Genomic DNA, 22,149 nt, shown 5'->3' with positions numbered 1-22,149 from the left:
ATCATTTAGTCATGAATAAGTTTTATTCCGAAGTATTCATGACTGGTAAATTTATTCAAAGTCCTCCTGATCCAGTGAAATTGCATTTAATGGAGAACTGTTGTATGAGGTCTTAGATTTTTCAAATCTGGAGTGGATTGAATCAACTCCTCGCTGCATTGAAGTCACAATTTCTGGGGAACGAAATCTTTGCATGATAAACCAGCCACAAGTTGCAGCTAAATACAGTAAGAATAGATAAGGAAAAGCATCGTAAGGTGCTTCTGGAACTGGGAAAAGTGTACTACCTGGAATTCCCACACTACCCAAAACTGGTATTGCCATGAATCCAATTGCTAAAACTGAAACCATTACATTAATAGGGCGCAATTGACCAATATTGCGGAGATAAACTGGTGCAGCAATGGATATGAGAATGTACACAGTTAAAAATCCATAGCTACAAATTGCCCCTAAATATCCCATACTTTCAAACAATTTGATGTGAAACAGAGACATTACAGCAGGCACTAAAAACATGATGAAGGTACATAAAGTGACTGCAATATGAGGGGTTCTATTAGAGGAATGCGCTGAACCTAAAGAAGAGTGAAATAATCCGTGACGTGCCATCAAAAAGAAGATTCTTGCAGCCGGATTAATACAACCTAAGACACAAGCAAAGAAGCTAAATAAAGCACCAAAGGCAATTAATTGTCCTAACCAACCCATTCCTAATTGTTGTGACAAGAAACCCAGAGGTTCTTCGGTATTAACAATGGATACTCCTGTACCTCTAAAACCCAAAACTTCAATGTAGGTCATGAGAATGAAGAATAAACCAGCCAAAATTGTGCTGCCAGTTACAGCTTTGGGAATAGTTTTTAGAGGTCTTTTTGCTTCATCACCCAAAGAAGTGGCACTTTCAAAACCAGAGAAACCAAACATTACTAAGACAAGTCCTGTTGCTACGTTACCAGGAGTTACGCCTTCTAATGTTAATTGAGGTAAATCTAAAGCAAAGCCTGTATGTGACCAAATAATTACCCCTAAAACTGAAATTAATACCAGAGTAATTCCTTCTAACCACAACATTGCCATTGCTGAAAGTTGGATGTCTTTATAAGCTGCGTACCAAGCAATTCCTGCGCCAAGTGATAACAGCGTAATGCTGGAAGGATGAATTCCTAAATGACCAATTAAAATGCTACTAAAGTTAGCTAAACCACATAAAACAGACATTCCAGTAAATAAGTAAGCTAGCACTAAACTCCAGCCGCAAATTACGCCTGCTGTTGGCCCTAAACCTTTGACAATGTAAGAATAAAGTGAACCAGGAGAGGCTGAACGACTAGCAAATTGGTTAATGTTAATACCAACAAAAATTAACCCGATTAAGCCAATCAAAAAACTTAACCAAGTGCCATTTCCCGCCAGGGCAACAATTAAGCCAAGATTAGAAGCTGGTATTGTGGTAGGTGCAATCACAGCAAAGGATTGCGCTAAGACTTCTCCGAAGGAAAGACAGTCTGGTTTTAAACCGTGAACACTGTGATTATTTAATTTTTTAGTCGTCATTTAACCATTTCCTTTTATTTATTGAATTGAATTGCGGCTAAGTTGGTTTCTGCATATTTGCTTTAGCTTGAGTTGAATCCAGGGTGTCTCATTGTTACTTTAAACTCTTTTTTTGTATAAAACAAACATTGTTTTTTGTTAAACTGATAAATTGAATTTATGGAAATTTCTAAAGTACAGTTTTGAGGTAGGAAATGTCATCAATGACGCTCGATCAGCTACGAATTTTTTTAGCCGTAGCAGAACATTTGCACTTCACTCGTGCAGCAGAAGTTTTATACATTACTCAGCCTGCTGTTAGTGCAGCAATTCAAAGTTTGGAGACAGAATATGGTGTGAGGTTATTCGATCGCATTGGTCGCCATATTGAAATCACAGAAGCAGGTAAATTACTGCAATTAGAAGCAAAAAAAATTCTCGAACAAGTTGCCTTAACAGAACGGGGATTGCGGGAATTAAACAACCTCCAAAGGGGTCAATTAAAATTAGGAGCGAGCTTAACTATTGGAAACTATTGGCTACCAGAAAAAATTAGCCAATTTAAGCGTTTGTATCCCGGTATTTTTGTTAATTGCGCTTTAGCTAATGCTGATGATATTTGTGAAGGAACAGCATTGGGGTTGTTTGATATTGGATTAATGGCAGGGGAAGTTAAACCATCTGTGAAAAAAAGTTTAGATAAAGAAGTGGTGGGAAGCGATCGCTTACAAATTGTTGTTGGTAAATCCCATCCTTGGTTTGAAAGTAAAGGGATTTCTTTAACCGAACTTTTCGCCACAGATTGGGTAATGCGTGAATCTGGTTCGGGAACCCAACAAATGTTTGAACAAGCTTTAAAAAATAGGAACATAGATCCGAGTGAATTGCAGGTAATTTTGGTTTTAACTAGTAGTGAAATGGTCAAAGCGGCAGTAGAAAATGGCGTAGGTGCAGCTGCTATTCCTGAATTGATGATTAAAAAAGAATTACAACTTGGTACTTTACGCTCAATTCCTATCATCGATAACGTCAACAATTTGAATCAAAAATTGGATATAGTCCGACCAATCTTAAAGTTAAAGCATCAGCAGCGCTTCCAAACTCGACTCGCCAAAGCTTTTGAAGAAATGTTGATCGCATTAATTTGAAACTCCCGCTCCAACCAACTTTTAATTGTTGTAAAAACATAATTAGATGGTAGTTATAATGGGAAAGCTTACCCCACTGGATATAACTGAAAAAGTTTTTTATCATGACTAACACCTCCTTAACCACTATTTTGTTAATCTCTGGACTGGTTTTACTTTCGATCTCTATAATCGGACAATCCAAACTTTTGTTTTTGGAAATCAATCCAGGATGTTGGGGAAGATTTCTGGCTTTTATCCTTGGTGTACTCGGCTTGATTTCGTTCGCTATCTTGTCAGTTGCACCAACACAGAACTTAGATGCGATCGCTACTTCGTTATTTGAGCAAATTCAATTAAACTTTCAGAATTTGACTCAACTTATCCAACCGGATTGAATGTTAATGATAAGCTCCAATCATGCTGTAGATTAATCCTGATAACACCAACAAAGTCACTACGACGTAGACATAATCTCGTTGACGTAGAAAAGCTAAAAACGAGATTGCTACACGCACGATCGGAGTAGCTACTAAGATTAATAAACCTAATTGAATAATCCCACGCCGACTACCTGCTAATACCGCATTAATCACTCCTTCTGGCGAACGAAACTCTGATGGTACTCCATGAAAAACTTGGTAATCAGCAGGTTCAGTACCGTGACGTATTAAATACAAGATCCCTCCCAGTAAGACAACAGCACTAGCTAGAAAAACTCCATATTTTAAAAGATTGCTGAGTAACAATCCTAGTTGTTGTTCTCTTTTGGCTTTGCTGTATTTTATCTCTTCATCAATTTTACATTTAAGAGAGAATTCATTTAGCCCTATATCTAAATTATCCTGAATTAAATTAAATTCAATTGTTTCATTTCCTCCTAATTTTTGCATTTTAAATTCCCCCTAATAAATTGTTATAAACCATTTTCAAAGCCATTAATACGAGAACTAAGCTAAAAACTATTCTTAAAACTTTAGTTTTAGCTCCTACTAAAACTTTTGCTCCCAATAAAGCGCCTGGTAATACTCCTAACATCACAGGCATAGAAAGACCCGGATCGATGTAACCTCTTGCTAGATAAACACCCGCCGAAGCTGCTGCGGTGACACCAATCATAAAGTTACTTGTAGTTGTTGAAACTTTGAATGGCAAACGCATCGCTTGATCCATTGCTAATACTTTAAATGCTCCTGAACCAATACCTAGTAAACCGGAAATTACACCTGCAACTACCATCACACTGAATCCTATAGGAACAGAGTGAACTTGGTAAGGCATTAGTCCGTTAGGAGTTGGACAAGTACCATTAAGTTTTAAATAGCTTACTAACCCATCTGTTGACTCACTTTCTGGCTGTTCAGAACGTGGTTGTTGCGATAAATAAGCTGAATACAGTAGAACAACTGCTAACACAATAGTTAGTGCTTTAACAGAAATAAAAGCAGCAATTATGGCACCAATTAATGCTCCCATTGTTGTTGCTACTTCTAAAAACATTCCTAACCGTAAATTAGTGAAACCTTGTTTAATATAAGCAGATGCTGCACCGGATGAAGTAGCAATTACAGAAACTAATGAAGCACCAACTGCATAGCGAATATCAACAGCAAATACTGAGGTTAATAAGGGAACAATAACTACGCCACCACCTAAGCCAGTCAATGCTCCTACAAAGCCAGCAGTAAATGAACCTATCCAAACTAATAAAGTAAATTCCCAAATATTCAATGTTTGCACCTCTTTTTTATATGTTTTTACTACTTAGCCATATCAGCTTTAGATGTTTCAACAATATCTGTAAAGCCATATACGCCTTAAGTTAACTCCAGCTTGTTCACTTCAGCTACTACATAAATAGCAATAGTTGTATTAACTATTCTAGTAATGGCTATAGTGAACCCCTTATATCTATTAATATAGAGGTTTCAGTATTATCCTTTATGGATAAAGCTTCCATTTTGCAATTACTCCTTCACCTATATATCCTGTCTAATGATAGATGTATTTTCATTGAACTTAAGCATTCTCCATGAATAAAAATAGTAAATTAATCTTGAGTAAAAATCAAGGGAATTACTAATTAGATTTATGTTTTTTTTATTATTATTAAAGTCCGATAATATTACCAATTTAGTAATATATAACCTAAATTTATGCCTTACTATTTTTTTGTCAACTTTGTTACATTATTGCTTTTTGAGAAGTAAACATCTTCTCTCGGTTAGCTTTCCCAGAGTTAGGTTTGATAAGGCAACCTTATAATCTAGCTGTATCATGTTTTCAGTATTTTCGCATTTAGATAAAAATAAAAAAAAGAGGTTATTGCCCAATTAATAACCTCAAAATCGATTATTGAACTGTACAATATCTAATCAATCAGTTGGGGAGTAGGAGTTTGAGCATTAATATCTGCTTGAGATAAGTTAGGAATCATCCAGCTAATTTCACCTGCTTTAAAGACCTTTGCAGGAACGAGATCAAATTCAACTGCACCTGTGGGTGGATTGGTTCTAATAATTGATTGCGTTCCATCTACAAACTTAACTGCAACTGGTTCCGTCAAGGTTTGTGTTTCGCCACTCAGACCGAAAAATACTTGAGTTCCCGCAAGTAAATAATAACTCAAGTTGCTAGTTACCCGGAGCGATCGCACGACGCGGGTAACAGAGATATAGCAACGGACATAAGGTTACTTTCCCGGGTCGTGCGATCGCTTCCCTGAGATGAGGCAGCACTATCTCTCATATTTGGATTTTTTGAGCATTTTTCACAGAGCGGGTCGGCTATAGAATAAAATCCCCTCAAATGAGAAATTGTGAGAGGAAATGATTAACGAAATTATTGCTATTTATGCTATCACTGATGACGTACAAGGAAGCGATCAATCACCAAGATGATAGAAGGCGACTAATGAGTGATGCGGAAGTCTTAACTACTGCATTGGTAGCCGCTTTATTTTTTCATGGTAATCAAGCTCATGCTAGAGTGTATCTGCAAGAAAGTGGTTTAATTCCCGCAATGTTAGATAAGTCGAGATTTTGCCGGAGATTACACGCTTTATCGGAATTAATGTACGACCTATTCCATCAAATTGGTATGCTTCTCAAAGCAACAAATTCTGATGTAGAATATCTGTTAGACTCCTTCCCCGTAGCGGCTAATGATGTGCGTGGGTTAAATGCTCTCCCCCTGAATCTGCCACCATTAAGTGAAATTTATGCCGATTCAGCCTACACTGATTATCAGGCAGAAGATGCTCTCTTATTGATTGACGAAATTGGTTTAAAAGCGTTAAGAAAAAAGAATTCGCATCGAGCAGCTCCTCCTTGGATAAGCTTTTACAAACAAGCTACTCGACATCGAATTGAGACGGTTTTTAGTGAGATTACCCGTCTTTTTCCTAAATCTATCCATGCCGTTACTTTTTCTGGATTTTTAATAAAAATAACCTGTTTTATTTTGGCTATAACTTTTAAAAAAGCCTTTATATAAAACCTGCCACACTTACAAATTCCACACTTTTCTACCTAATAAGCTGGTGGGAGCTTTCCCTGATAAGTAACTTAGGTAGGCTTGGTTGCTGCGCTTCTTTTTGTCTTTTTCTCGAAATGCGATCGCACTTTGGGTAACTAGCAACTTGAGTTAGTACTGAGATCGCGCTTTATCGACAAGCAACTCTCTAAACTTACATCTAAGTACCTATGCAAAAATAATTGTATATTACAAAGATAATTGTATATAGTAAAGCTAGGAACAGTAAAGGGGAGAGGGAAATGCGATTTATTAGAGACTTGACACCAGAAACAATCAAACTGCTCCAGAGAATATATAAACAGAGCGCACATTATCAAGTGAGAGAGAGAGCGCATTGTATTCTATTAAGTTATCAAGGAAAAAGAATTGAGGAATTAACCGAAATATTTCAAGTAAGTAGAAATACGATATATAACTGGATGAACGATTGGGAAGAACACAGATTAGTAGGATTATATAATCGCCCAGGTCGGGGGAGAAAGCCAACATTTACAGAAGAACAAAAGCAACAAATAAAAGCCTGGGTAAAACAATCGCCTAAAAATTTAAAAAAAGTAATAGCAGAGATAAAAGAAGAATGGGAAATCACCGTGAGCAAGGATACAGTTAAACGAGTGATAAAAAGTCTAATCATGTGCTGGAAAAGATTTAAAAGAGGATTAGCAGGTCAGCCAGACCCCTTAGAATATGAAGAAAAGAAGCAAGAGCTTACCTTATTAAAACAACGGGAAGAAGCGGGAGAGATCGAACTAAGATATTTGGATGAAACTGGATTTTGCTTAACACCTTATGTGCCTTATGGATGGCAAGAAAAAGGCGAAATAAATTCCCTAAAAAGTAGCCGAAGTCGGCGGCTAAATGTCCTGGGGATAATGAGTCGCTCTCAAGAATTATCTGCTTATATATTTGAAGGGAGAATCACTAGTGAAGTCGTCATATCTTGTCTGGATAAATTTGCGGAAACTCTGACAAAAAAAACGTTTGTTGTTCTGGATAAAGCCTCATTTCATCGAAGTCAAAAAATTGCGGAGAAAATCAGTGAATGGCCACAGAAAAATTTAGAGATATTTTGGCTCCCATCCTACTCTCCACAACTTAACTTAATCGAAATTCTCTGGCGATTCATGAAATATGAATGGATAGAAATAGATGCTTATTCTAGCTGGCAAAATTTAGTTGATTATGTGGAAAAAGTCATTCGAGACTTTGGCAAAGAATATACAATTAATTTTGCATAAGTACTTAGATCGTTTTGGATTCATCAAAGGAAGCACCCCAGCCCCAATCCTCACCAAAGGTCATCGTGCCCAGACACAGTTCAGAAACGCGCAAGCCGCTGTTGCCAAGAAGTTTGTAGCGCATGATTAGTTCTCCTGAATAAATTTGAGAAAAGAATAGGTTTCTTCTAGAGAAAGTCGAAAGCGTTCTCCTCTGTAATCAATGATGTAAGTTCCCAGAACTTCACCGCAGGCAGTACAGGTCACAGCATTGGATTTGAGCGTGTCTACACTCAGTTGTAGAATTTGTGCTTTCAACCAATCCTGAAACACTTCTGTAATTGTGGAATTTGAAATCATTGAACGTTTACTCCGAATTGAGATTAATGATTCAAGCTAAAACTTTGAGCGAGTTCTGTCGGATCTCCAAACGCTTCTGTTAAGACGATTGGGTTGTAGTATTCGCGGAATAGACAGATTTTGCCATTGTGAAGCTGAAATAAGCCGCAGTAGTGATTATTGTATGAACGATCGGTTGCCAGCACTTCTATCTGACCACGATATTCTACTAACACCCAATTCGGATCAATCATGGGGTAGAGCTTTAGATCGAGGAACTCGATCGCACCATACGCTTTTGGCAACCCGCTGTAATGTTTAATCAGTGCATCACGTCCCTCTACTTTTGTCTTTCTGCACCACTACCTAAGATGATCCGGCGGCGAGAAAGCTCTGTCATCTGTTCCTCCATCTCCTTGAGGTTGCTGTAATATCTCAATGAAGCAATCAATCAGGTCAATCCAGCATCCCGCTGGTGACATCAACCAACGAGCCATGTAAAGCAGTCGCATTATTGGACGCTAAGAACATGACTGTACGTGCCATTTCCTCAACGGTATTGGTTCGCCCGATCGGAATTGCCTGTGAGCCTTGTTCAAACGTCATCCCTCGCTGTTCTCGTACACGACGGAGCATCTGCGGAATTTCGTACTTGAGTGAGTAGAATACACCGATCGCATTTGTATTCAGGACATCCAGAAAATCGGTACTGGGTTGCTCATGCAACCTGACTAATTTAGGATTGACAATGCCCGCATTGTTGAAGGCAATGTCAATACGTCCATTCTGCTCCACACAACGATCGCAAAGCTAGGATAGCCCCGACGACCTGCCAAGCCTGAGATGAACGTAATAGAACCTTCAGCCCGAATTTGAGAAACACTATGCTTTACGACATGGAAAGCACCCCAAATTTTGCTATCTAAGGTTGGGCGAAGTTTCTCCATCGTGGTTTCGGATAACGGGGCGGTGGAAGCGTCTTGAGCCGAGATGAATAAGTCCAACCACGACTACAATCTGGTTTGATAACCGCATTCGTCCCTCACATAAGCGATTATTGTTGCTCCGTTGGATAAGACCAAATCCTTCAGGTTGCATTTAGCCTTACTCAGAAGGCTCTGTGTAAACAACCTCATATAGATGGAATTCATTTTCAGCCAGCCCCTTCCAGTACTCCCGCACCGATTCGTACTTCGGCTCCTTGAGTAAGGCATCAAAGTTGTCCAAACTGCGCCATTGTCCGTAGTTGGCGGTGCGAGTGCCGTCCAGCGATCGATGGAAGTTGGCAGACATCAAATCGGGATGTTGCAGCGCAATTTCAACGTTCTCCCGCTCCAGATCAATCAATCGTTGCTGGTTCTCTGGTTTGACTCGAAATTCGGCAAAATGGATGCGATCGCCCTTCCTAATCCTCAAATCCGCATCATCTGGTTTGGAAATCACCACTTCGTAAATGTGGGAGTCGCGGAGTTGAAATTGGGATAGTTGAGTAGCGATCGCCCGATCCTGGGCACTTTGAGCAAAGGTTTCGTAGTCTGCCTGGGTGCGCCACTGGGCGTAATTGAACACCCGCACCCCATCCAGGCTTTTGTGAAAACTGGCACAGACGAATCCGGGCTGATGTCTGGTTGTGGTTTCCAGTGCATCAATCATCCGATCGATCAGCTCTTGCTGCTGTTCTGGCTCTACGGCAAAACTGAAAATGACGGTAACAACATCGTTAGTTTTAGAAATGATTGGCATGACTACTTTCCTCGCTGAACGTTAGGTAATTCGATCGCTGACTTAATTTATCCCCTGTTCCAGTCAGAATCACAACTTTATTTTCGCGATCGGCGGCAATATCTGCGAAGGCAAAACCAAGTTCATCATGAACCGTTTTGCTAAATACCATTGAACCGCCGTTTGTGTGTAAAGCAACTTCCAAAACTCCATCTTTGCGTTCCATCCGAAATGATTCGTACTTATTTGCGTAATTGTCTAAGTGAATAACTTGCCATAACCGAATTTCACCATTAGCATCCCCCGTTGCCAACAAGTGACCATCTGGGCTAAAGGCTACCGACAAAACCTGTGCTAATTGTTGAGCAAAAACTGACTTAGCCAAATCAGCACCCATAAAATTTACATTGTGTAAATTCACATCCTGTAAGTAAGCTTGCCAAATCTTTAAATGTGAAAAATCATAGCCACTTAAATCGGTCTGAAGTTGACAAAAGAGATTGAGGATATTTCCAGCAGCATAGCCAGATTCCTGGGAAGATTGGCTTAGATACTTGACAAATCAATCTGTTCCCCTATCATATCTAAAAATTTCGTGCCATAATGCTGAATTTCCAAAAAACTTGCCTGTTTCGGTATTGATTTGTAAACTAAAAAATTCTTCATAATTCCTAAAGTAGCAGCACTTTCTAATGGGCCAATAAAACTAGGATCGCGATCGAGAAAATCCGGCTGACTCGCCCAATGCTTCATTTGATTAGCATTCAAAAAATAACAACCAGAATGGGGATTCAAAGCGCGACGGAAAACCATCGGTACACCCATAATTTTGCTTTGTAATTGGGGACGATCGCTCAAATCTTGAAACTTTTCCGTTGTTTTCGGATTTATATCACCATCAACATAAGCTTTATAAGAAAGCCCGTGAGTAGAAATTTCATAACGATTTGGTTGTAACAAACAGCGATCGCCAGCTTCCTTATTAAACCAATATAATTTTACAAAAAACCAAGGATCGTGTATGATTAAATCATCTTCCAAAAAACAGTAATAATCATAATTTCCTAAAGAATCTCGCAACACTGCTTGACACTCAAACCCTAAAAACATCGGTTTTGCTTCTGTGGGATAATGATGATAAAAATGAGCAGGTACATTCAGCCGATCCAAAAGATGACAATCTTGAGTTGTACAAATTACAATATCCAAATCATTAGCTAAAGGTTGGTTAGCCGGAAAAGCCAATTTTTCTTTAATATTAATAATGCTTTGCGACTTACTAAATAACTGATGTAAAGCAGTAAGACTTTGACTTAATGCTGCTAAACGAGGCTGAGGATTTTTGCGTCGAGAATCATGCCGACTATTATCTTCCGGTTTGAAAAAATGAGCAATTGTAATTAGGATTCTCATAGATAAAAAATCGAGGCTAAACTTCCAAGGTACGTAGTTGCGCTTCAGCGCTCTTGTTTAGCGCTGAAGCGCAACTACGTACTAACTGGCAATTAATTGCAATGGACTAGGTTTTTTCAATTGTTCTTTGAGCCAATTATCGAACAATTCATCGAGCAATTTTTGCTGCATTTGTTCATCGAATTGTGCGGGAATAATCTTTTCAACTTGGACAATTACCCAGATATCTTCGATCGCACTCGGAACACTTAATTCCCCTAGTTCACTAGTTTGCAAAAGTTGCGCTAATTTAGGATGAGATAAACTCAATGGTACAGGGCCAATTAAACCACCAGTTTTGGCTTCTAAACCTTCCGAATATTGTTTAGCAAGTTCTGCAAAGCTTTCTTCTCCTGTTTGCAAACGCGAGTAAAGTTCCTGAGCAAAAGCACCATCTCGCACTCGAATTAAGGAATAAACATATTGATCGAGTTCTGATTTATGTTGGAGAAAGTAGTTTTCTAAATTCTGACCCCAAGTAGCTTGTTTAAACTTTTCAATTTTCAGTTCGCGAGTTGCCAGATTAATTAATTGTGCTTCCGTCATTCCTTGTTCTTGTAACCATTGTTGACGGGCAGTTTCACTGTTTAATTGCCGCTGTTTGCAGAACTCTAAATAACATTCCGTTTGCTCTTTTAGCGTACAATCAAAAGGTGCGATCGCTCGCTCGATAATCATCTCTTCCCGAAGTTTTGGCAGCAGTTCGTATTGCTTCAACAAAGTAACTAAATCTATGCCTTGAAATTCGTGATTTCCGGTTCCATTTCCTACAGCAGAATTACCAATTTGTAAAAGACTTGGTTCGGCATTACTATCAGCGATCGCCAGTAAATGCGAATTATCATCTTTCCCATTCAAGCCATTTGTTTCACTCTTTGCCATTCTCATCCACAATGGCACCGAACTACTGCCAATTCCTGACTGAATCCAATTTAAATGTTGCGGTAATAACAGCGATAAATCGTATTTTTCCACAATTGTGTGTCTGGCTTTCGCCCGAATTTCACTCATTTTTTCCGGGTGATTTAAAGTTTCCTCAACGCGATCGGCAATTTCTTCAGGAGAGAAGAACTCAGCTAATAAACCATTAACTCCATCTTGAATTACTTCAGTTACCGGAGCAGTATTAGAACCGACAACTAAACAACCAGTAGATAAAGCTTCCAACAAAGACCAAGATAAAACAAACGGACGAGTTAAATAAACATGAGCCGAAGAAGCTTGTAAAACTTGCAGATATTCATCATAAGGCAGATGTCCAGTAAAGTGAACCCGCGACAAATCTAAAGGGAACTTCTCTAACATTAACTGCTTATAAGTTTTCCCATCCGGTAAAGTTTTACCATAAGCAACGCGATCTTCTCCAACAATGACAACATGACATTGAGGGCGACGTTGTTGGAGTAAATAAATTGCCTCAATAAATTGGGGAAAACCTCGGTAAGGTTCCATACCTCGACCGACATAAGTAACTAATTCTTCCACATGAGAAAGGTCAAGGTTGATTCTGGGTAAAACTAACTTTGCTCCAGGTTTAGGACGAAAGAAATTAGTATCAATTCCATCATGAAGAACTTTAATTTTATCTTGATATTCGTCAGGGAATTGTTGCTTCTGCCAATATGTAGGAGACAGACCCCGATCGCAACTATACAAATCTAATAAAATCGGCGCATTTTTAATTCTAATTCTGGCTTCATCATCAGCACTTAAGCGATCGCTAGGATCGAAATCCGCATCAGTGCCATGAGCATGATAAAACCACTCGAAATAACATAATAATTTAGCTTTGGGAAATATATCTTTCATTAATAAAGTAGGCCCCCAACCCGAATGACCATAGACCACATCGGGAACAAAACCCCTAGCCTTGAGTTGTTCAGCCATCCGATACACCGCCTGACCTTGAATCACCGCACTTTCCAAAGGACGGACATAGTGGTGAGTTTCCGGTTTTACTTCTCGTTTCGGTTGATAAATCATTTTGCTCACACCAGGAAGATGACCATCACGGCGAGTAGTACCGAACACAACTTGGTGACGTTTATCTTTAGCTAACGCCCCAGCAACATGACGGAATTGGGCGGGAAAATTAGGATGTAAAAAGAGGATACGCATAGTTAGTTTTGTGTGAGTAGTAGTATCCTACTGTCTGGTTGGTCAAAAGACAGCAGGAGATGAACAAAATTAATCTGAAACTAGCGACAGAGCGATCGAGCATCAGATGCCTGTATCCGGTTGACCCCAGATACAGACCCATTTCTTAGATAGATGAAATAAAATCTGATGCGTCGAAGGCTCCAGGAAGTACGCCTTGGACAACAGCTAAGGTTTCAGCTTGCGAAATCGGAATGCCAGCAGCCGGAGTAACGTAGATCCGAGTACTCGCCGTAGCAACACCAGCAACCGTGAGGTTGATGCGCTGGAAGCCTAGATTGGAAAATTCCAGACCCTCGATCACGAAGAAGTCAGTACCATTTTGGAAATCAGTGATCCAGTCACCCGAAGGAGGAGCGATAATTGGCTCACCTGGATCGATCGGCTCTGGCACAAATTCCGCATAATTCAATTGGAAGAAATCAGTCTCAGTTCCACCAGTCAGCGTATCGCGTGCAGTTTGGGTTTCTGCGTCTTCACCACCATAGAGAATATCAATACCAGCGCCACCGATAACGCGATCGACACCAGCACCACCATCCAGGAAGTCATCCCCAGCACCACCATTGAGGACATCATTGCCAGCCAGAGATTCAGCGGCATTAGCATCGCCATAGATGGTGTCATTACCACCGAGTCCCTGAAGGTTATCAGCGCCCTCACCACCATCGATGTAGTCACCTTCAACACCACCCCGGATGGTTTCTAAACCAGCACCTCCGAACAGTGTACTTGCGCCAGCACCCCCATCCAGAACATCGTTGCCGTCGCCACCATCAAGGGTGTCAAGACCATTACCGCCTACGAGGGAGTCATCACCAGCATAGCCATAGATAACGTCATCGCCATCGCCACCCACCAGGGTATCGTTGCCGCCGCCACTCAAGCTGTCACCTTCACCGTAAATGGTGTCGTTGCCAGCACCGCCATATACGGAGTCAGCACCACCAAAAAGTGAGTCATCCTTTGTGCCATCCCCGTACAGTTGGTCATCATAAAAGCTACCAACTACAGTGTCATTTCCCGCACCGCCCTTTGCCGTATCCTCAAAGCCGCCATATACCCAGTCGTTGCCAGCACCACCATCGAGCAGGTCTTTGCCATCGAGTCCATCTTGGGGGTCTGACCCGCCATAGAGAGTGTCATTGCCAGCTTCACCATACAGGGAATCTTCACCTGCATCCCCAAAGAGTCTGTCAGCGCCAGCACCACCAAACAGGGTGTCTTTATCAAGTCCACCTTGGAGCAGGTCATTACCGCCTAAACCATATAGCTCGTCTTCACCAGCAAAGCCGCGTAGCGTGTCGGCACTATTAGTACCTGTGAGAGTATCCTTGTCTGCTGTGCCATTTCTGATCGCCATAATTTACCTCTTTTGTAGATTCAAATTGTTTTTTGGCAGGAGATAGTTGATGCACTTAAAGATTCGATTAGTTGATTTTTAATTCAAATCCCTACGATTTACGGATTACGTTTCAATAGGATGTAAAAATCAATTACTCATCGCTTTGTTTAGTAAGTTCCTACTGTCTGGTTGGCCTCCAGACAGCAGGAGATGAACAGAATGCGAGATTTGCTCAATCGAGTTTGAGCATCAGGTGTGTGTATCCGGTTGGCGCTAGATACACACACATTTCTTAGATAGATGAAACAAAATCTGTTGCGTCGAAGGCTCCGGGAAGTACGCCTTGGACAACAGCCAGAGTTTCGGCTTGCGAAATCGGAATGCCAGCTTCAGGAAGAACGTAGATCCGAGTACTCGCCGTAGCAACACCAGCAACCGAGAGGTTGATCCGCTGGAATCCTAGAGAGGTAAAATCAATACCGTCAAGCAGGAAGAAGTCCACATTATTTTGGAAGTCAACAATCCAGTCACCAGGAGGAGGCGAGATGATTGGCTCACCTGGCTGGATCGGCTCTGGTACAAAGTCTGTGAATAGCAATTGGAAGAAATCAGTGTCAGCCCCGCCAGTCAGCGTGTCGCGTGTGGTTTGGGTTTCTGGGTCTTCACCACCAAACACAAGGTCAACGCCAGCGCCACCGATAACGCGATCGACACCAGCACCACCATCTAGGAAGTCATCCCCAGCACCGCCATTGAGCACATCATTGCCAGCCAGAGATTCTATTGCACCCAAATCGCCATAGATGGTGTCATTACCACCAAGTCCATTCAGGTTATCAGCACCCTCACCACCATCAATGAAGTCACCTTCAATACCACCCCGGATAGTTTCTAAGCCAGCGCCGCCCAACAGCGTACTAGTACCAGCACCGCCATCCAAAACGTCGTCGCCGTCGCCACCGTCGAGGTAGTCAATACCATCACCACCCAAGAGGGAGTCATTACCGCCATAACCAAAGATAGTGTCATCGCCACCTTCGCCTAAGATGGTATCGTTGCCGCCGAAAACTGTGTCGTTAGCTTCGCCGTAAATGGTGTCATTACCTTCTCCACCTGCGATCGAATCAGCACCACTGGCAGCTAAACCTTCTGCATCGTCGCCGTACAATGCGTCACCAAAGAAGCTACCAACTAAGGTGTCATTTCCCGCACCGCCCATCGCGGTATCCTCGAAACCGCCATATACCCAGTCATTGTTAAGACCACCATCAAGGAAGTCTTTGCCATCGTTGGCATCGTCAGCAGTCGTCCCACCAAAGAGGGTGTCATTGCCAGCTTCACCATACAGCACATCTTCGCCTGCATCCCCACGCAGTCTGTCAGCGCCAGCACCACCAAACAGGGTGTCTTTATCTAATCCACCTTCGAGCAGGTCATTACCGCCTAAACCATTCAGGAGGTCATCACCAGCAAAGCCGCGCAGTGTGTCAGCATTCGCTGTTCCTGTAAGAGTGTCGGGATTTGCTGTTCCATTTCTGATAGCCATGATTTACTCCTCTTTCCAAATGAAGTTGTTTGTTGACATAAATATTGATGCAGTTAACATTAAGCAATTGCTTGCTTTTGTGAACCTCCTCCTCTCTCCCCCTCTCCCAGATTTAGGAGAGGGGTGTCAAAGGCATAGAGAAGAGAGATGAAAAGTCAAAGTTAGTCATCATCAAAGAAACTCCTATTTAAATCACGCGGGAACAAAGTCTGTTGCGGTAAACCTTCCGGGGAGTAACCCAGCCACAACCGCTAATTCTTCGCCAGTTGCAGTTACACTGATTCGAGTACTACCCGTTGAAACACCATTAATCGTCAGATTGACACGGGCGATCGTCAGGGCTTCAAAGCTGAATCCTGTTTGTAAGAAGTCAATGCCATCTTGGAAGTCAGAGATGTAGTCGCCCGATTGTCCACTCAACCCGGAGTTTTCCAAGGTAAAGTAATCAGCGCCCGTGCCGCCTGTCAGAGTGTCGCGTTGAGTTTGTTCGGGTAGGTCATTGCCGCCAAACAGGGTGTCACTACCAGCGCCACCAAGAATGCGATCGACCCCCGCACCCCCATCAAGCAAGTCATCGCCCAAACCGCCATTGAGTACATCATTGCCAGCCAGGGTATCAGCAACGTCTTCACCATCGCCATCAATGGTGTCGTTGCCATCACCCCCCAAGAGGCTGTCAGCACCTTCTCCTCCCTCGATCGCATCTCCATCTAATCCGCCGCTGATGGTATCTAAACCTGCACCGCCCAACAGCGTATTTGCGCCTAGCTCATCTACCAGGAAGTCATTCCCTTCGCCACCTTCCAAGAGGTCATTACCATCGCCTCCATTCAGGTAGTCATCCCCAGCAAAGCCATAGATTTCGTCATCCCCAGAATCACCCAGCAGGGAGTCATTACCACCCGCACTTAAGGTATCTGCATCACCGTAAATGGTGTCACTGCCATCTCCACCCAGAACGGTGTCAGCACCCGCAATACCCAAGGTGTCATCACCTAACAGGAAGTCATTACTCAAGCTGCCATCCAGAAAGTCATTGCCACTCCCGCCATTGAGCGTGTCTTCAAAGAAGCTACCTGTGAGGGTATCTGAGCCAGCTTCGCCGTTCAGGGAACCTTCCCCGGAAAGAACATCATTGCCATCACCGCCAAATAGTTCATCCTCAGTTCCACCAAACAGCCAGTCGTTACCAGCACCACCATTGAGGGTGTCTTTGCCTTCCCCACCATTGAGGGTGTCAGCCCCCGCCTCGCCTTCCAGGAGGTCATCACCTGCATCACCGAAGAGGCGATCGTTACCTCCCCCACCAAACAAATCGTCACTGCCATCTCCACCTAGAAGCAGGTCATTGCCGCCTAAGCCTGATAGAATATCATCTCCGCCAAAACCGCGTAGTGTGTCGGCATTCGCCGTCCCTGTTAGAGTATCAGGAGCTTCTGTTCCATTTCTGATTGCCATTTTTTACCTCAGTTGATTAGATGAATTTGCTTAATGCACACACTAAAAGGGAAGTTATGAGAACAGGAACGTCGTTCCAGCCGAGTCGATAATATTGGTAGCAATATTTGCTTGGGTAAAGTTAGTACCAACTAGAGTGAGTAAAAGCTCACCTGTATTAAAGCCTGCGTTTCCAGCGATGCCGTCGCCCACTCGGAACACAGTATTAGTAACTCCCGTAGTCGCATTTGTCACAGCACGCACATCGATCGCAGCAATCCCACTAAAGGAAAGGAAGTCTCCCCCTACGCCTGTGGTAAATCCGTTAATTCTGTCTTGTCCATCGCCAAAGGCATAACGAATCGTATCGCTACCTACACCGCCTGTAATGGTGTCAAGACCTATACCGCCGACCAAAACATCATTACCATCAGCGCCATTGAGAACATCATCACCAGCCCCACCCAGGAGCGAATCAGCGCCGATGCCACCGTTGAGGTTATCATCGCCGTCACCGCCATCAAGACTATCGGCACCACCTGCGCCCTGAAGGGTATCAGCACCACCATTACCAAACAGGATGTCGTTACCCAATCCTCCATTCAGGCTGTTATTACCTTCGCTGCCTGTAATGCTATTAGCGAGATCGTTGCCTGTGCCATTGAGCGCAGTTCCTACCAAAACTAAGTTTTCCAGGTTGCTGCCCAAAATGTAGTCGATGCTAGAAAGGACTGTATCAGTGCCTTCACTCAGGTTTTCTGTAATGCTATCTCCGGTGCTATCTATTACATAAGTGTCGTTGCCTAGACCACCGCTCATGGCATCGTTACCTGCGCCGCCATCCAGGGTATCATCACCGCCAGCGCCACTCAGAGTATCGTTGCCACCAGCACCATTAAGGGCGTTGTTGGCTTCGTTACCTGTGATGATGTTGGCAAGTTCGTTACCTGTACCACTTTGGGCAACACCGACTAAGGTGAGGTTTTCCAGGTTGCTGCTTAAGGTATAGGTGGAAGCACTAGACTGAACTGCATCTGTGCCTTCGTTGGCATTTTCTGTAATGGTGTCGCCTGTGCTATCTACTATATATGTGTCGTTGCCTGTGCCACCAATCAGCGCATCGTTGCCAGGGCCACCATTCAGGGTGTCATTTCCGGCACTGCCACTTAGGGTATCGTTGCCGTCACCTCCAGTGAGGTTGTTGTTGGCATTGTTACCAGTGATGTTGTTAGCTAGGGCGTTACCCGTGCCGCTAACGACGTTACCCAGTAGGATCAGGTTTTCTAGGTTGTTGCCTAAAGTATAGTTAGCATTGGCGCGGACAGTATCATTGCCTCCGTTAGCACTTTCGATGATGGTATCACCAGCAGTGTAAACGTAGGTATCATTGCCACCGCTACCGATCATCCGGTCATTGCCTGCACCACCATCAATATAATCATTGCCCCCACCACCACTGAGGGTGTCGTTGCCTTCGTTGCCAAATAGGTTATCGTTGGGGCTGGTGTCGCCGCTGCTGTTAAGGACGTTATCGCTGGCATCTCCGATGTATAGACCGATCGCATCAACTGCGATCGCACCCGTCAGAGTCGCTCCCGTAAAGTTGGCACTGGAAAAGTTGCCTTTTGAGAAGTCAGCGTTAGTTAAGTCGGCATTAGTGAAATTTGCACCAATAGCAGTACCACTGATAGCCATGCCTTGTGCGTTGGCTTGGGTAAAGTTCGCCCCATCCAAACTAGCACCAGAGAATCTCGCTCCAGTCAAATTTGTGACCGTTACTGTACCATTAGTAGCCACAAAGGGACTAAAGTTAGTGCCGCTAAAATTGACATCTTCGACCAACAAATTACTCAGATTCGCACCCCGAAAGCTGGCGTTAGTAGCCGTTGCTGGATCGAGGGGGTTGGTATCCGTCAAAGCAACGCCACTCAAATTAGCTAAATCAAAGATCGCATTTTGCAGGGTCGCATCTGTGAAATTTGCTAGTTGAAAATCAGCGCTTGTGGCGTTCACATTAACCAGGACAACGTTTTCAATATTCGCATCTAAGAAACTGGCATTGACTAAGGTTGACCCAGTGAAATCAGCTGCTTTGAGATTCGCTTTGAAAAAATCAGCCCCGGTAAAGTTTGCCCCAGTCATGTTAGGTCGCTCGGACTGTTCACCATTAATATTGGCTTCTCGCAGAATGGCATTGGTGAGGTTGGCACCTGATAAATTGAGGTTGAATGTGTTGATCAGCGACATATCAGCCTGTCTGAGATCTGCGCCACTGAGATTGACATTCTCTAAGGTTGCCTTGAACAAAGTAGCAGGGCCAAAGGTAGCATTAGGGGCAAAGATCGCTGCACGGGCATTAACACCAATCCAAATCGATTCCGCAAAATTAGTACCTCTGAGTTGGGTGCGAGTCCCCGCATTGTTCGGATCGAAGCGGACGTTTTCCAGTCGGGCTTTAAAAAATGTGGAGCCGTTTAAGTTTTGACCTCGGAAGCTATTTCCGACTAAGTTTTGTCCTTCAAAGTTTAATACTGCCATGATGCTATTTTGCTTGGTAAAGTTTTGTCAGATCTGAGCAGCTATTGCTCTGTAACATTTTTTTCTTAAGAGAACTGGAAGACAGGACGGTTGATTGGGTCAACGTTGCTGTTGATATGTGCAGAGGTAAAGGAGGTATTGACCAGGGTAATCAACAAATTACCTGTGCCAAATCCCCCGTTACCCGCAACGCCATCTCCAATGCGGAATTCTGTACTACCATTGACTACACGCACGTCAATTGCAGCAATGTTACTGAAGGAAAGGATGTCTCTTGCTGTTCCTGTTCCGGTGACAAATCCGTTAATCCTGTCTGAACCATCGCCACGACGGTAGATAATGGTATCGCTAAGAGCACCACCAGTAATGTTGTCATTACCTAAGCCACCCAATAAAGTATCAGCACCAGCCCCGCCATTAAGAACATCACTACCTGCACCGCCATCGAGATAATCATTACCTTCATTGCCGCTGAGGGTATCATTGTCATCAAAACCGAAGAGATTATCTTTGGCGGTTGTTCCGGTGAGGGAATCAGCAGAGGCAGTTCCCAGAGTTAGACCAACTGTATCGATCGCGATCGCACCCGTCAAATTAGCCCCAACAAAATTGGCATCAGTAAAGTTGCCTTTGGTCAAGATTGCATTACTTAAATTCGCATTCCTGAAGTTAGCACCAATGAAACTACCAACCTCCAAACTAGCGCCGCTCAAATTTGCATTGGCAAAACTGGTTAGACTATCTCCACTAGACTCTTTTAAGTCAGCACCAATCAAGCTAGCACCTGTAAAATTGGCTCCTGCAACAATGCTTTTCTGAATAAAACCATTATTTAAATTGGCATTTCTCAAATCGGCTCCACTTAGGTTAGCAAGTTCCAGAAAAGCATTATCTAACTGCACACCGCCCGTTAGATTTGCTCCCGTTAGAATCGCTCCTGCTAAGTTTGCGTTACTCAGATCGGCTCCTACAGCTACGGCATTAGTGAAATCAGCCCGTTGTAAAAATGCGCCTTCCGCCACTACCTGAGTCAGATTGGCTCCCACAAGATCAACCCCAGGGAGATTAGCGCCATTTAACTGAGTCCGAAATACTTGACCATTAGAAGCAGTAAAGGGACTAAGGTTAACACCATTCAGGTTCAAATCTTCCCCTCTGATGTTATCTAAAATTGCCCCATTAAATTTACTGTCGCTAAAGTTAGTATCTGGCAAACTCACACCAGTCAAATCAGTAGCTTTGATGACTTGCACACCATTCCGCACCGCGTCAAAGGGGCGAAAATCCGCATTAGCAAAAGTAACATCTTCTAGACTAGCGCCCGCCAAAGTTGCACCCCGAAAACTGAGTATTGTTGGGATTGCTAGCCCAGTTTGCGGATCGATTGAAGGTCTTGTATCGGTAATTGCTAGCCCACTCAGATTGGCAAGGTTAAAATTAACTGTGCCACCCAGATCAATATCAGTGAAGTTGCTTAACTGGAAGTCAGCACCAGTAGCATCTACATTTATAAAGAGTACTGCTTCCAAGTTAGCCGATTGTAAGTTGGCATCTATCAGCCTCGCACCCGTCAAGTCAGCTGCTTTGAGATTAGCTATAGATAAATCGGCACGGGTAAAGTTAGCCCCTCTCAAATTGGGTCGTTCCGACTGTTCCCCACTGATATTGGCTTGGCGCAGAATCGCATCAGTCAGGTTAGCGTTGGAAAGGTTGAGAAATTTTGTGTTGATCAGCGTCATATCAGCCGCTGTGAGATTTGCGCCGCTTAGATCAACATTATCTAAAGTTGCCAAGGATAAATTAGCTGGGCCAAAGGTAGCATTAGGAGCAAAGATCGCTCGACGGGCATTGACACCAATCCAAACTGATTCAGCAAAATTAGTACCTCTGAGTTGGGTTTGAACCCCGGAAGCGTTGGGATCGAAACGGACGTTTTCCAGTCTCGCTTTAAAAAACGTTGAACCGTTGAGATTTTGACCCCGGAAGCTATTTCCGACTAAGTTTTGTCCTTCAAAGTTTAATACTGCCATTATGCAATCCCCACACAAAAATTCCTGATCTCGAAGCCCCTAGATATAGATGCAAATTTAAAAATTCTGACTGTCGCTAAAAGTTAGGTTAAAGAGTTAGTTTTGCCAAACTTTTACACGCATAAGTTCGATGCACCCTTGACAAAAGCGATCGTCTGCCTACAAC

At 43.0% G+C, this 22,149-nt stretch carries 21 protein-coding genes and 5 pseudogenes; 4 read left to right on the top strand and 22 right to left on the bottom strand.

Going from position 1 to position 22,149, the window contains the following annotated elements:
* Positions 1–51: 51 nt before the first annotated feature.
* Positions 52–1,557 carry an APC family permease gene (locus tag ACE1CA_RS06505; protein ID WP_413275776.1) on the bottom strand — a complete coding sequence of 502 codons (1,506 nt, stop codon included), beginning with the start codon at positions 1,555–1,557 and terminating at the stop codon, positions 52–54.
* Positions 1,558–1,760: 203 nt separating this feature from the next.
* Here ACE1CA_RS06505 and ACE1CA_RS06500 point away from each other — a divergent pair, with 203 nt between their 5' ends.
* Both ACE1CA_RS06500 and ACE1CA_RS06495 read left to right on the top strand, forming a co-directional pair.
* A complete protein-coding gene (locus ACE1CA_RS06500) occupies positions 1,761–2,684 on the top strand; it encodes a LysR substrate-binding domain-containing protein (RefSeq protein WP_413275777.1) in 924 nt (307 codons plus the stop codon).
* A 104-nt stretch (positions 2,685–2,788) separates the two neighbouring features.
* Positions 2,789–3,061, top strand: a complete 273-nt coding sequence (locus tag ACE1CA_RS06495; protein ID WP_413275778.1) for a hypothetical protein — start codon at positions 2,789–2,791, stop codon at positions 3,059–3,061.
* A gap of 3 nt (positions 3,062–3,064) precedes the next feature.
* On the opposite strand, the gene ACE1CA_RS06490 is transcribed toward ACE1CA_RS06495, so the two are convergent.
* The 3 genes from ACE1CA_RS06490 to ACE1CA_RS06480 all read right to left on the bottom strand — a co-directional run bounded on the left by ACE1CA_RS06490 (position 3,065) and on the right by ACE1CA_RS06480 (position 5,292).
* Entirely contained in the window at positions 3,065–3,556 is a 492-nt protein-coding gene (locus tag ACE1CA_RS06490; RefSeq protein WP_413275779.1) for a DUF1634 domain-containing protein, read from the bottom strand.
* Position 3,557: 1 nt separating this feature from the next.
* On the bottom strand, positions 3,558–4,394 hold the full coding sequence (locus ACE1CA_RS06485) for a sulfite exporter TauE/SafE family protein (RefSeq protein ID WP_413275780.1): 837 nt from the start codon (positions 4,392–4,394) through the stop codon (positions 3,558–3,560).
* A gap of 640 nt (positions 4,395–5,034) precedes the next feature.
* Positions 5,035–5,292, bottom strand: coding sequence for a hypothetical protein (locus ACE1CA_RS06480; RefSeq protein WP_413275781.1), 258 nt, complete (start codon positions 5,290–5,292; stop codon positions 5,035–5,037).
* A 199-nt stretch (positions 5,293–5,491) separates the two neighbouring features.
* Here ACE1CA_RS06480 and ACE1CA_RS06475 point away from each other — a divergent pair.
* Positions 5,492–6,158, top strand: a pseudogene (locus tag ACE1CA_RS06475) (transposase family protein).
* A gap of 12 nt (positions 6,159–6,170) precedes the next feature.
* Here ACE1CA_RS06475 and ACE1CA_RS06470 read toward each other — a convergent pair.
* A complete protein-coding gene (locus tag ACE1CA_RS06470) occupies positions 6,171–6,302 on the bottom strand; it encodes a hypothetical protein (RefSeq protein WP_486517687.1) in 132 nt (43 codons plus the stop codon).
* A 137-nt stretch (positions 6,303–6,439) separates the two neighbouring features.
* On the opposite strand from ACE1CA_RS06470, the gene ACE1CA_RS06465 reads away from it, so the two are divergent.
* Entirely contained in the window at positions 6,440–7,438 is a 999-nt protein-coding gene (locus tag ACE1CA_RS06465) for an IS630 family transposase (RefSeq protein WP_486517479.1), read from the top strand.
* Between the two features lie 7 nt (positions 7,439–7,445).
* Here ACE1CA_RS06465 and ACE1CA_RS06460 read toward each other — a convergent pair.
* The 17 genes and pseudogenes from ACE1CA_RS06460 to ACE1CA_RS06380 all read right to left on the bottom strand — a co-directional run.
* Positions 7,446–7,562, bottom strand: a pseudogene (locus ACE1CA_RS06460) (aldo/keto reductase); the annotation flags it as partial.
* A 2-nt stretch (positions 7,563–7,564) separates the two neighbouring features.
* Positions 7,565–7,777, bottom strand: a complete 213-nt coding sequence (locus ACE1CA_RS06455; RefSeq protein ID WP_413277527.1) for a hypothetical protein — start codon at positions 7,775–7,777, stop codon at positions 7,565–7,567.
* A 23-nt stretch (positions 7,778–7,800) separates the two neighbouring features.
* Positions 7,801–8,061 (bottom strand): nuclear transport factor 2 family protein, encoded by a 261-nt coding sequence (locus ACE1CA_RS06450; protein WP_486517686.1) that lies wholly within the window; start codon positions 8,059–8,061, stop codon positions 7,801–7,803.
* A gap of 151 nt (positions 8,062–8,212) precedes the next feature.
* Positions 8,213–8,392, bottom strand: a complete 180-nt coding sequence (locus tag ACE1CA_RS06445) for a Rossmann-fold NAD(P)-binding domain-containing protein (RefSeq protein WP_413277529.1) — start codon at positions 8,390–8,392, stop codon at positions 8,213–8,215.
* A 42-nt stretch (positions 8,393–8,434) separates the two neighbouring features.
* Positions 8,435–8,506: pseudogene (locus tag ACE1CA_RS06440) on the bottom strand (hypothetical protein); the annotation flags it as partial.
* The gene (locus ACE1CA_RS06435; RefSeq protein WP_486517990.1) at positions 8,488–8,703 is read right to left on the bottom strand and encodes a hypothetical protein; all 216 of its coding nucleotides are present in this window, start codon (positions 8,701–8,703) and stop codon (positions 8,488–8,490) included. The pseudogene ACE1CA_RS06440 and the gene ACE1CA_RS06435, both read right to left, overlap by 19 nt.
* Positions 8,704–8,860: 157 nt before the next feature.
* Positions 8,861–9,499 carry an antibiotic biosynthesis monooxygenase gene (locus ACE1CA_RS06430; protein WP_413277526.1) on the bottom strand — a complete coding sequence of 213 codons (639 nt, stop codon included), beginning with the start codon at positions 9,497–9,499 and terminating at the stop codon, positions 8,861–8,863.
* Between the two features lie 247 nt (positions 9,500–9,746).
* A pseudogene (locus ACE1CA_RS06425) lies at positions 9,747–10,022 on the bottom strand (pentapeptide repeat-containing protein); the annotation flags it as partial.
* 2 nt (positions 10,023–10,024) lie between these two features.
* Positions 10,025–10,891: a calcium-binding protein gene (locus tag ACE1CA_RS06420; RefSeq protein WP_413277524.1), complete on the bottom strand. Its 867-nt coding sequence runs from the start codon at positions 10,889–10,891 to the stop codon at positions 10,025–10,027.
* Positions 10,892–10,972: 81 nt separating this feature from the next.
* Positions 10,973–13,048: a glycosyltransferase gene (locus tag ACE1CA_RS06415; RefSeq protein WP_459563700.1), complete on the bottom strand. Its 2,076-nt coding sequence runs from the start codon at positions 13,046–13,048 to the stop codon at positions 10,973–10,975.
* 145 nt (positions 13,049–13,193) lie between these two features.
* Complete coding sequence (locus tag ACE1CA_RS06410; RefSeq protein WP_486517685.1) at positions 13,194–14,450, bottom strand: calcium-binding protein; 1,257 nt, start codon at positions 14,448–14,450, stop codon at positions 13,194–13,196.
* Between the two features lie 274 nt (positions 14,451–14,724).
* The gene (locus tag ACE1CA_RS06405) at positions 14,725–15,651 is read right to left on the bottom strand and encodes a calcium-binding protein (protein WP_413280816.1); all 927 of its coding nucleotides are present in this window, start codon (positions 15,649–15,651) and stop codon (positions 14,725–14,727) included.
* On the bottom strand, positions 15,624–15,761 hold the full coding sequence (locus tag ACE1CA_RS06400) for a hypothetical protein (protein WP_413280817.1): 138 nt from the start codon (positions 15,759–15,761) through the stop codon (positions 15,624–15,626). Before ACE1CA_RS06400 ends, ACE1CA_RS06405 begins: the two co-directional genes overlap by 28 nt.
* A 19-nt stretch (positions 15,762–15,780) precedes the next feature.
* A pseudogene (locus ACE1CA_RS06395) lies at positions 15,781–15,978 on the bottom strand (calcium-binding protein); the annotation flags it as partial.
* Positions 15,979–16,170: 192 nt separating this feature from the next.
* Positions 16,171–17,436 carry a calcium-binding protein gene (locus ACE1CA_RS06390; RefSeq protein ID WP_413280800.1) on the bottom strand — a complete coding sequence of 422 codons (1,266 nt, stop codon included), beginning with the start codon at positions 17,434–17,436 and terminating at the stop codon, positions 16,171–16,173.
* Positions 17,437–17,490: 54 nt separating this feature from the next.
* Positions 17,491–19,953 carry a pentapeptide repeat-containing protein gene (locus tag ACE1CA_RS06385; RefSeq protein WP_413280801.1) on the bottom strand — a complete coding sequence of 821 codons (2,463 nt, stop codon included), beginning with the start codon at positions 19,951–19,953 and terminating at the stop codon, positions 17,491–17,493.
* Between the two features lie 65 nt (positions 19,954–20,018).
* The gene (locus ACE1CA_RS06380; RefSeq protein ID WP_413280802.1) at positions 20,019–21,983 is read right to left on the bottom strand and encodes a pentapeptide repeat-containing protein; all 1,965 of its coding nucleotides are present in this window, start codon (positions 21,981–21,983) and stop codon (positions 20,019–20,021) included.
* Positions 21,984–22,149: the final 166 nt, after the last annotated feature.

This window comes from Floridaenema evergladense BLCC-F167 (genome assembly GCF_041929205.2).
Lineage (GTDB): Bacteria > Cyanobacteriota > Cyanobacteriia > Cyanobacteriales > Aerosakkonemataceae > Floridanema > Floridanema evergladense.
Note: the sequence above shows the minus strand (reverse complement) of the source record. Positions and strands in the feature narration are given on the sequence as shown.

Bases quoted from the DNA above. Each gene is read 5' to 3' on its own strand.
- ACE1CA_RS06415 (WP_459563700.1), bottom strand. From the start codon at position 13,048: ATGCGTATCCTCTTTTTACATCCTAATTTTCCCGCCCAATTCCGTCAT.
- ACE1CA_RS06500 (WP_413275777.1), top strand. From the start codon at position 1,761: ATGACGCTCGATCAGCTACGAATTTTTTTAGCCGTAGCAGAACATTTG.
- ACE1CA_RS06405 (WP_413280816.1), bottom strand. From the start codon at position 15,651: ATGGGCGGTGCGGGAAATGACACCTTAGTTGGTAGCTTCTTTGGTGAC.
- ACE1CA_RS06435 (WP_486517990.1), bottom strand. From the start codon at position 8,703: ATGGAGAAACTTCGCCCAACCTTAGATAGCAAAATTTGGGGTGCTTTC.
- ACE1CA_RS06400 (WP_413280817.1), bottom strand. From the start codon at position 15,761: ATGACACCCTCTTTGGTGGGACGACTGCTGACGATGCCAACGATGGCA.
- ACE1CA_RS06455 (WP_413277527.1), bottom strand. From the start codon at position 7,777: ATGATTTCAAATTCCACAATTACAGAAGTGTTTCAGGATTGGTTGAAA.
- ACE1CA_RS06430 (WP_413277526.1), bottom strand. From the start codon at position 9,499: ATGCCAATCATTTCTAAAACTAACGATGTTGTTACCGTCATTTTCAGT.
- ACE1CA_RS06420 (WP_413277524.1), bottom strand. From the start codon at position 10,891: ATGAGAATCCTAATTACAATTGCTCATTTTTTCAAACCGGAAGATAAT.
- ACE1CA_RS06495 (WP_413275778.1), top strand. From the start codon at position 2,789: ATGACTAACACCTCCTTAACCACTATTTTGTTAATCTCTGGACTGGTT.
- ACE1CA_RS06390 (WP_413280800.1), bottom strand. From the start codon at position 17,436: ATGGCAATCAGAAATGGAACAGAAGCTCCTGATACTCTAACAGGGACG.
- ACE1CA_RS06505 (WP_413275776.1), bottom strand. From the start codon at position 1,557: ATGACGACTAAAAAATTAAATAATCACAGTGTTCACGGTTTAAAACCA.
- ACE1CA_RS06385 (WP_413280801.1), bottom strand. From the start codon at position 19,953: ATGGCAGTATTAAACTTTGAAGGACAAAACTTAGTCGGAAATAGCTTC.
- ACE1CA_RS06465 (WP_486517479.1), top strand. From the start codon at position 6,440: ATGCGATTTATTAGAGACTTGACACCAGAAACAATCAAACTGCTCCAG.
- ACE1CA_RS06380 (WP_413280802.1), bottom strand. From the start codon at position 21,983: ATGGCAGTATTAAACTTTGAAGGACAAAACTTAGTCGGAAATAGCTTC.
- ACE1CA_RS06490 (WP_413275779.1), bottom strand. From the start codon at position 3,556: ATGCAAAAATTAGGAGGAAATGAAACAATTGAATTTAATTTAATTCAG.
- ACE1CA_RS06445 (WP_413277529.1), bottom strand. From the start codon at position 8,392: ATGCTCCGTCGTGTACGAGAACAGCGAGGGATGACGTTTGAACAAGGC.
- ACE1CA_RS06410 (WP_486517685.1), bottom strand. From the start codon at position 14,450: ATGGCGATCAGAAATGGCACAGCAGACAAGGATACTCTCACAGGTACT.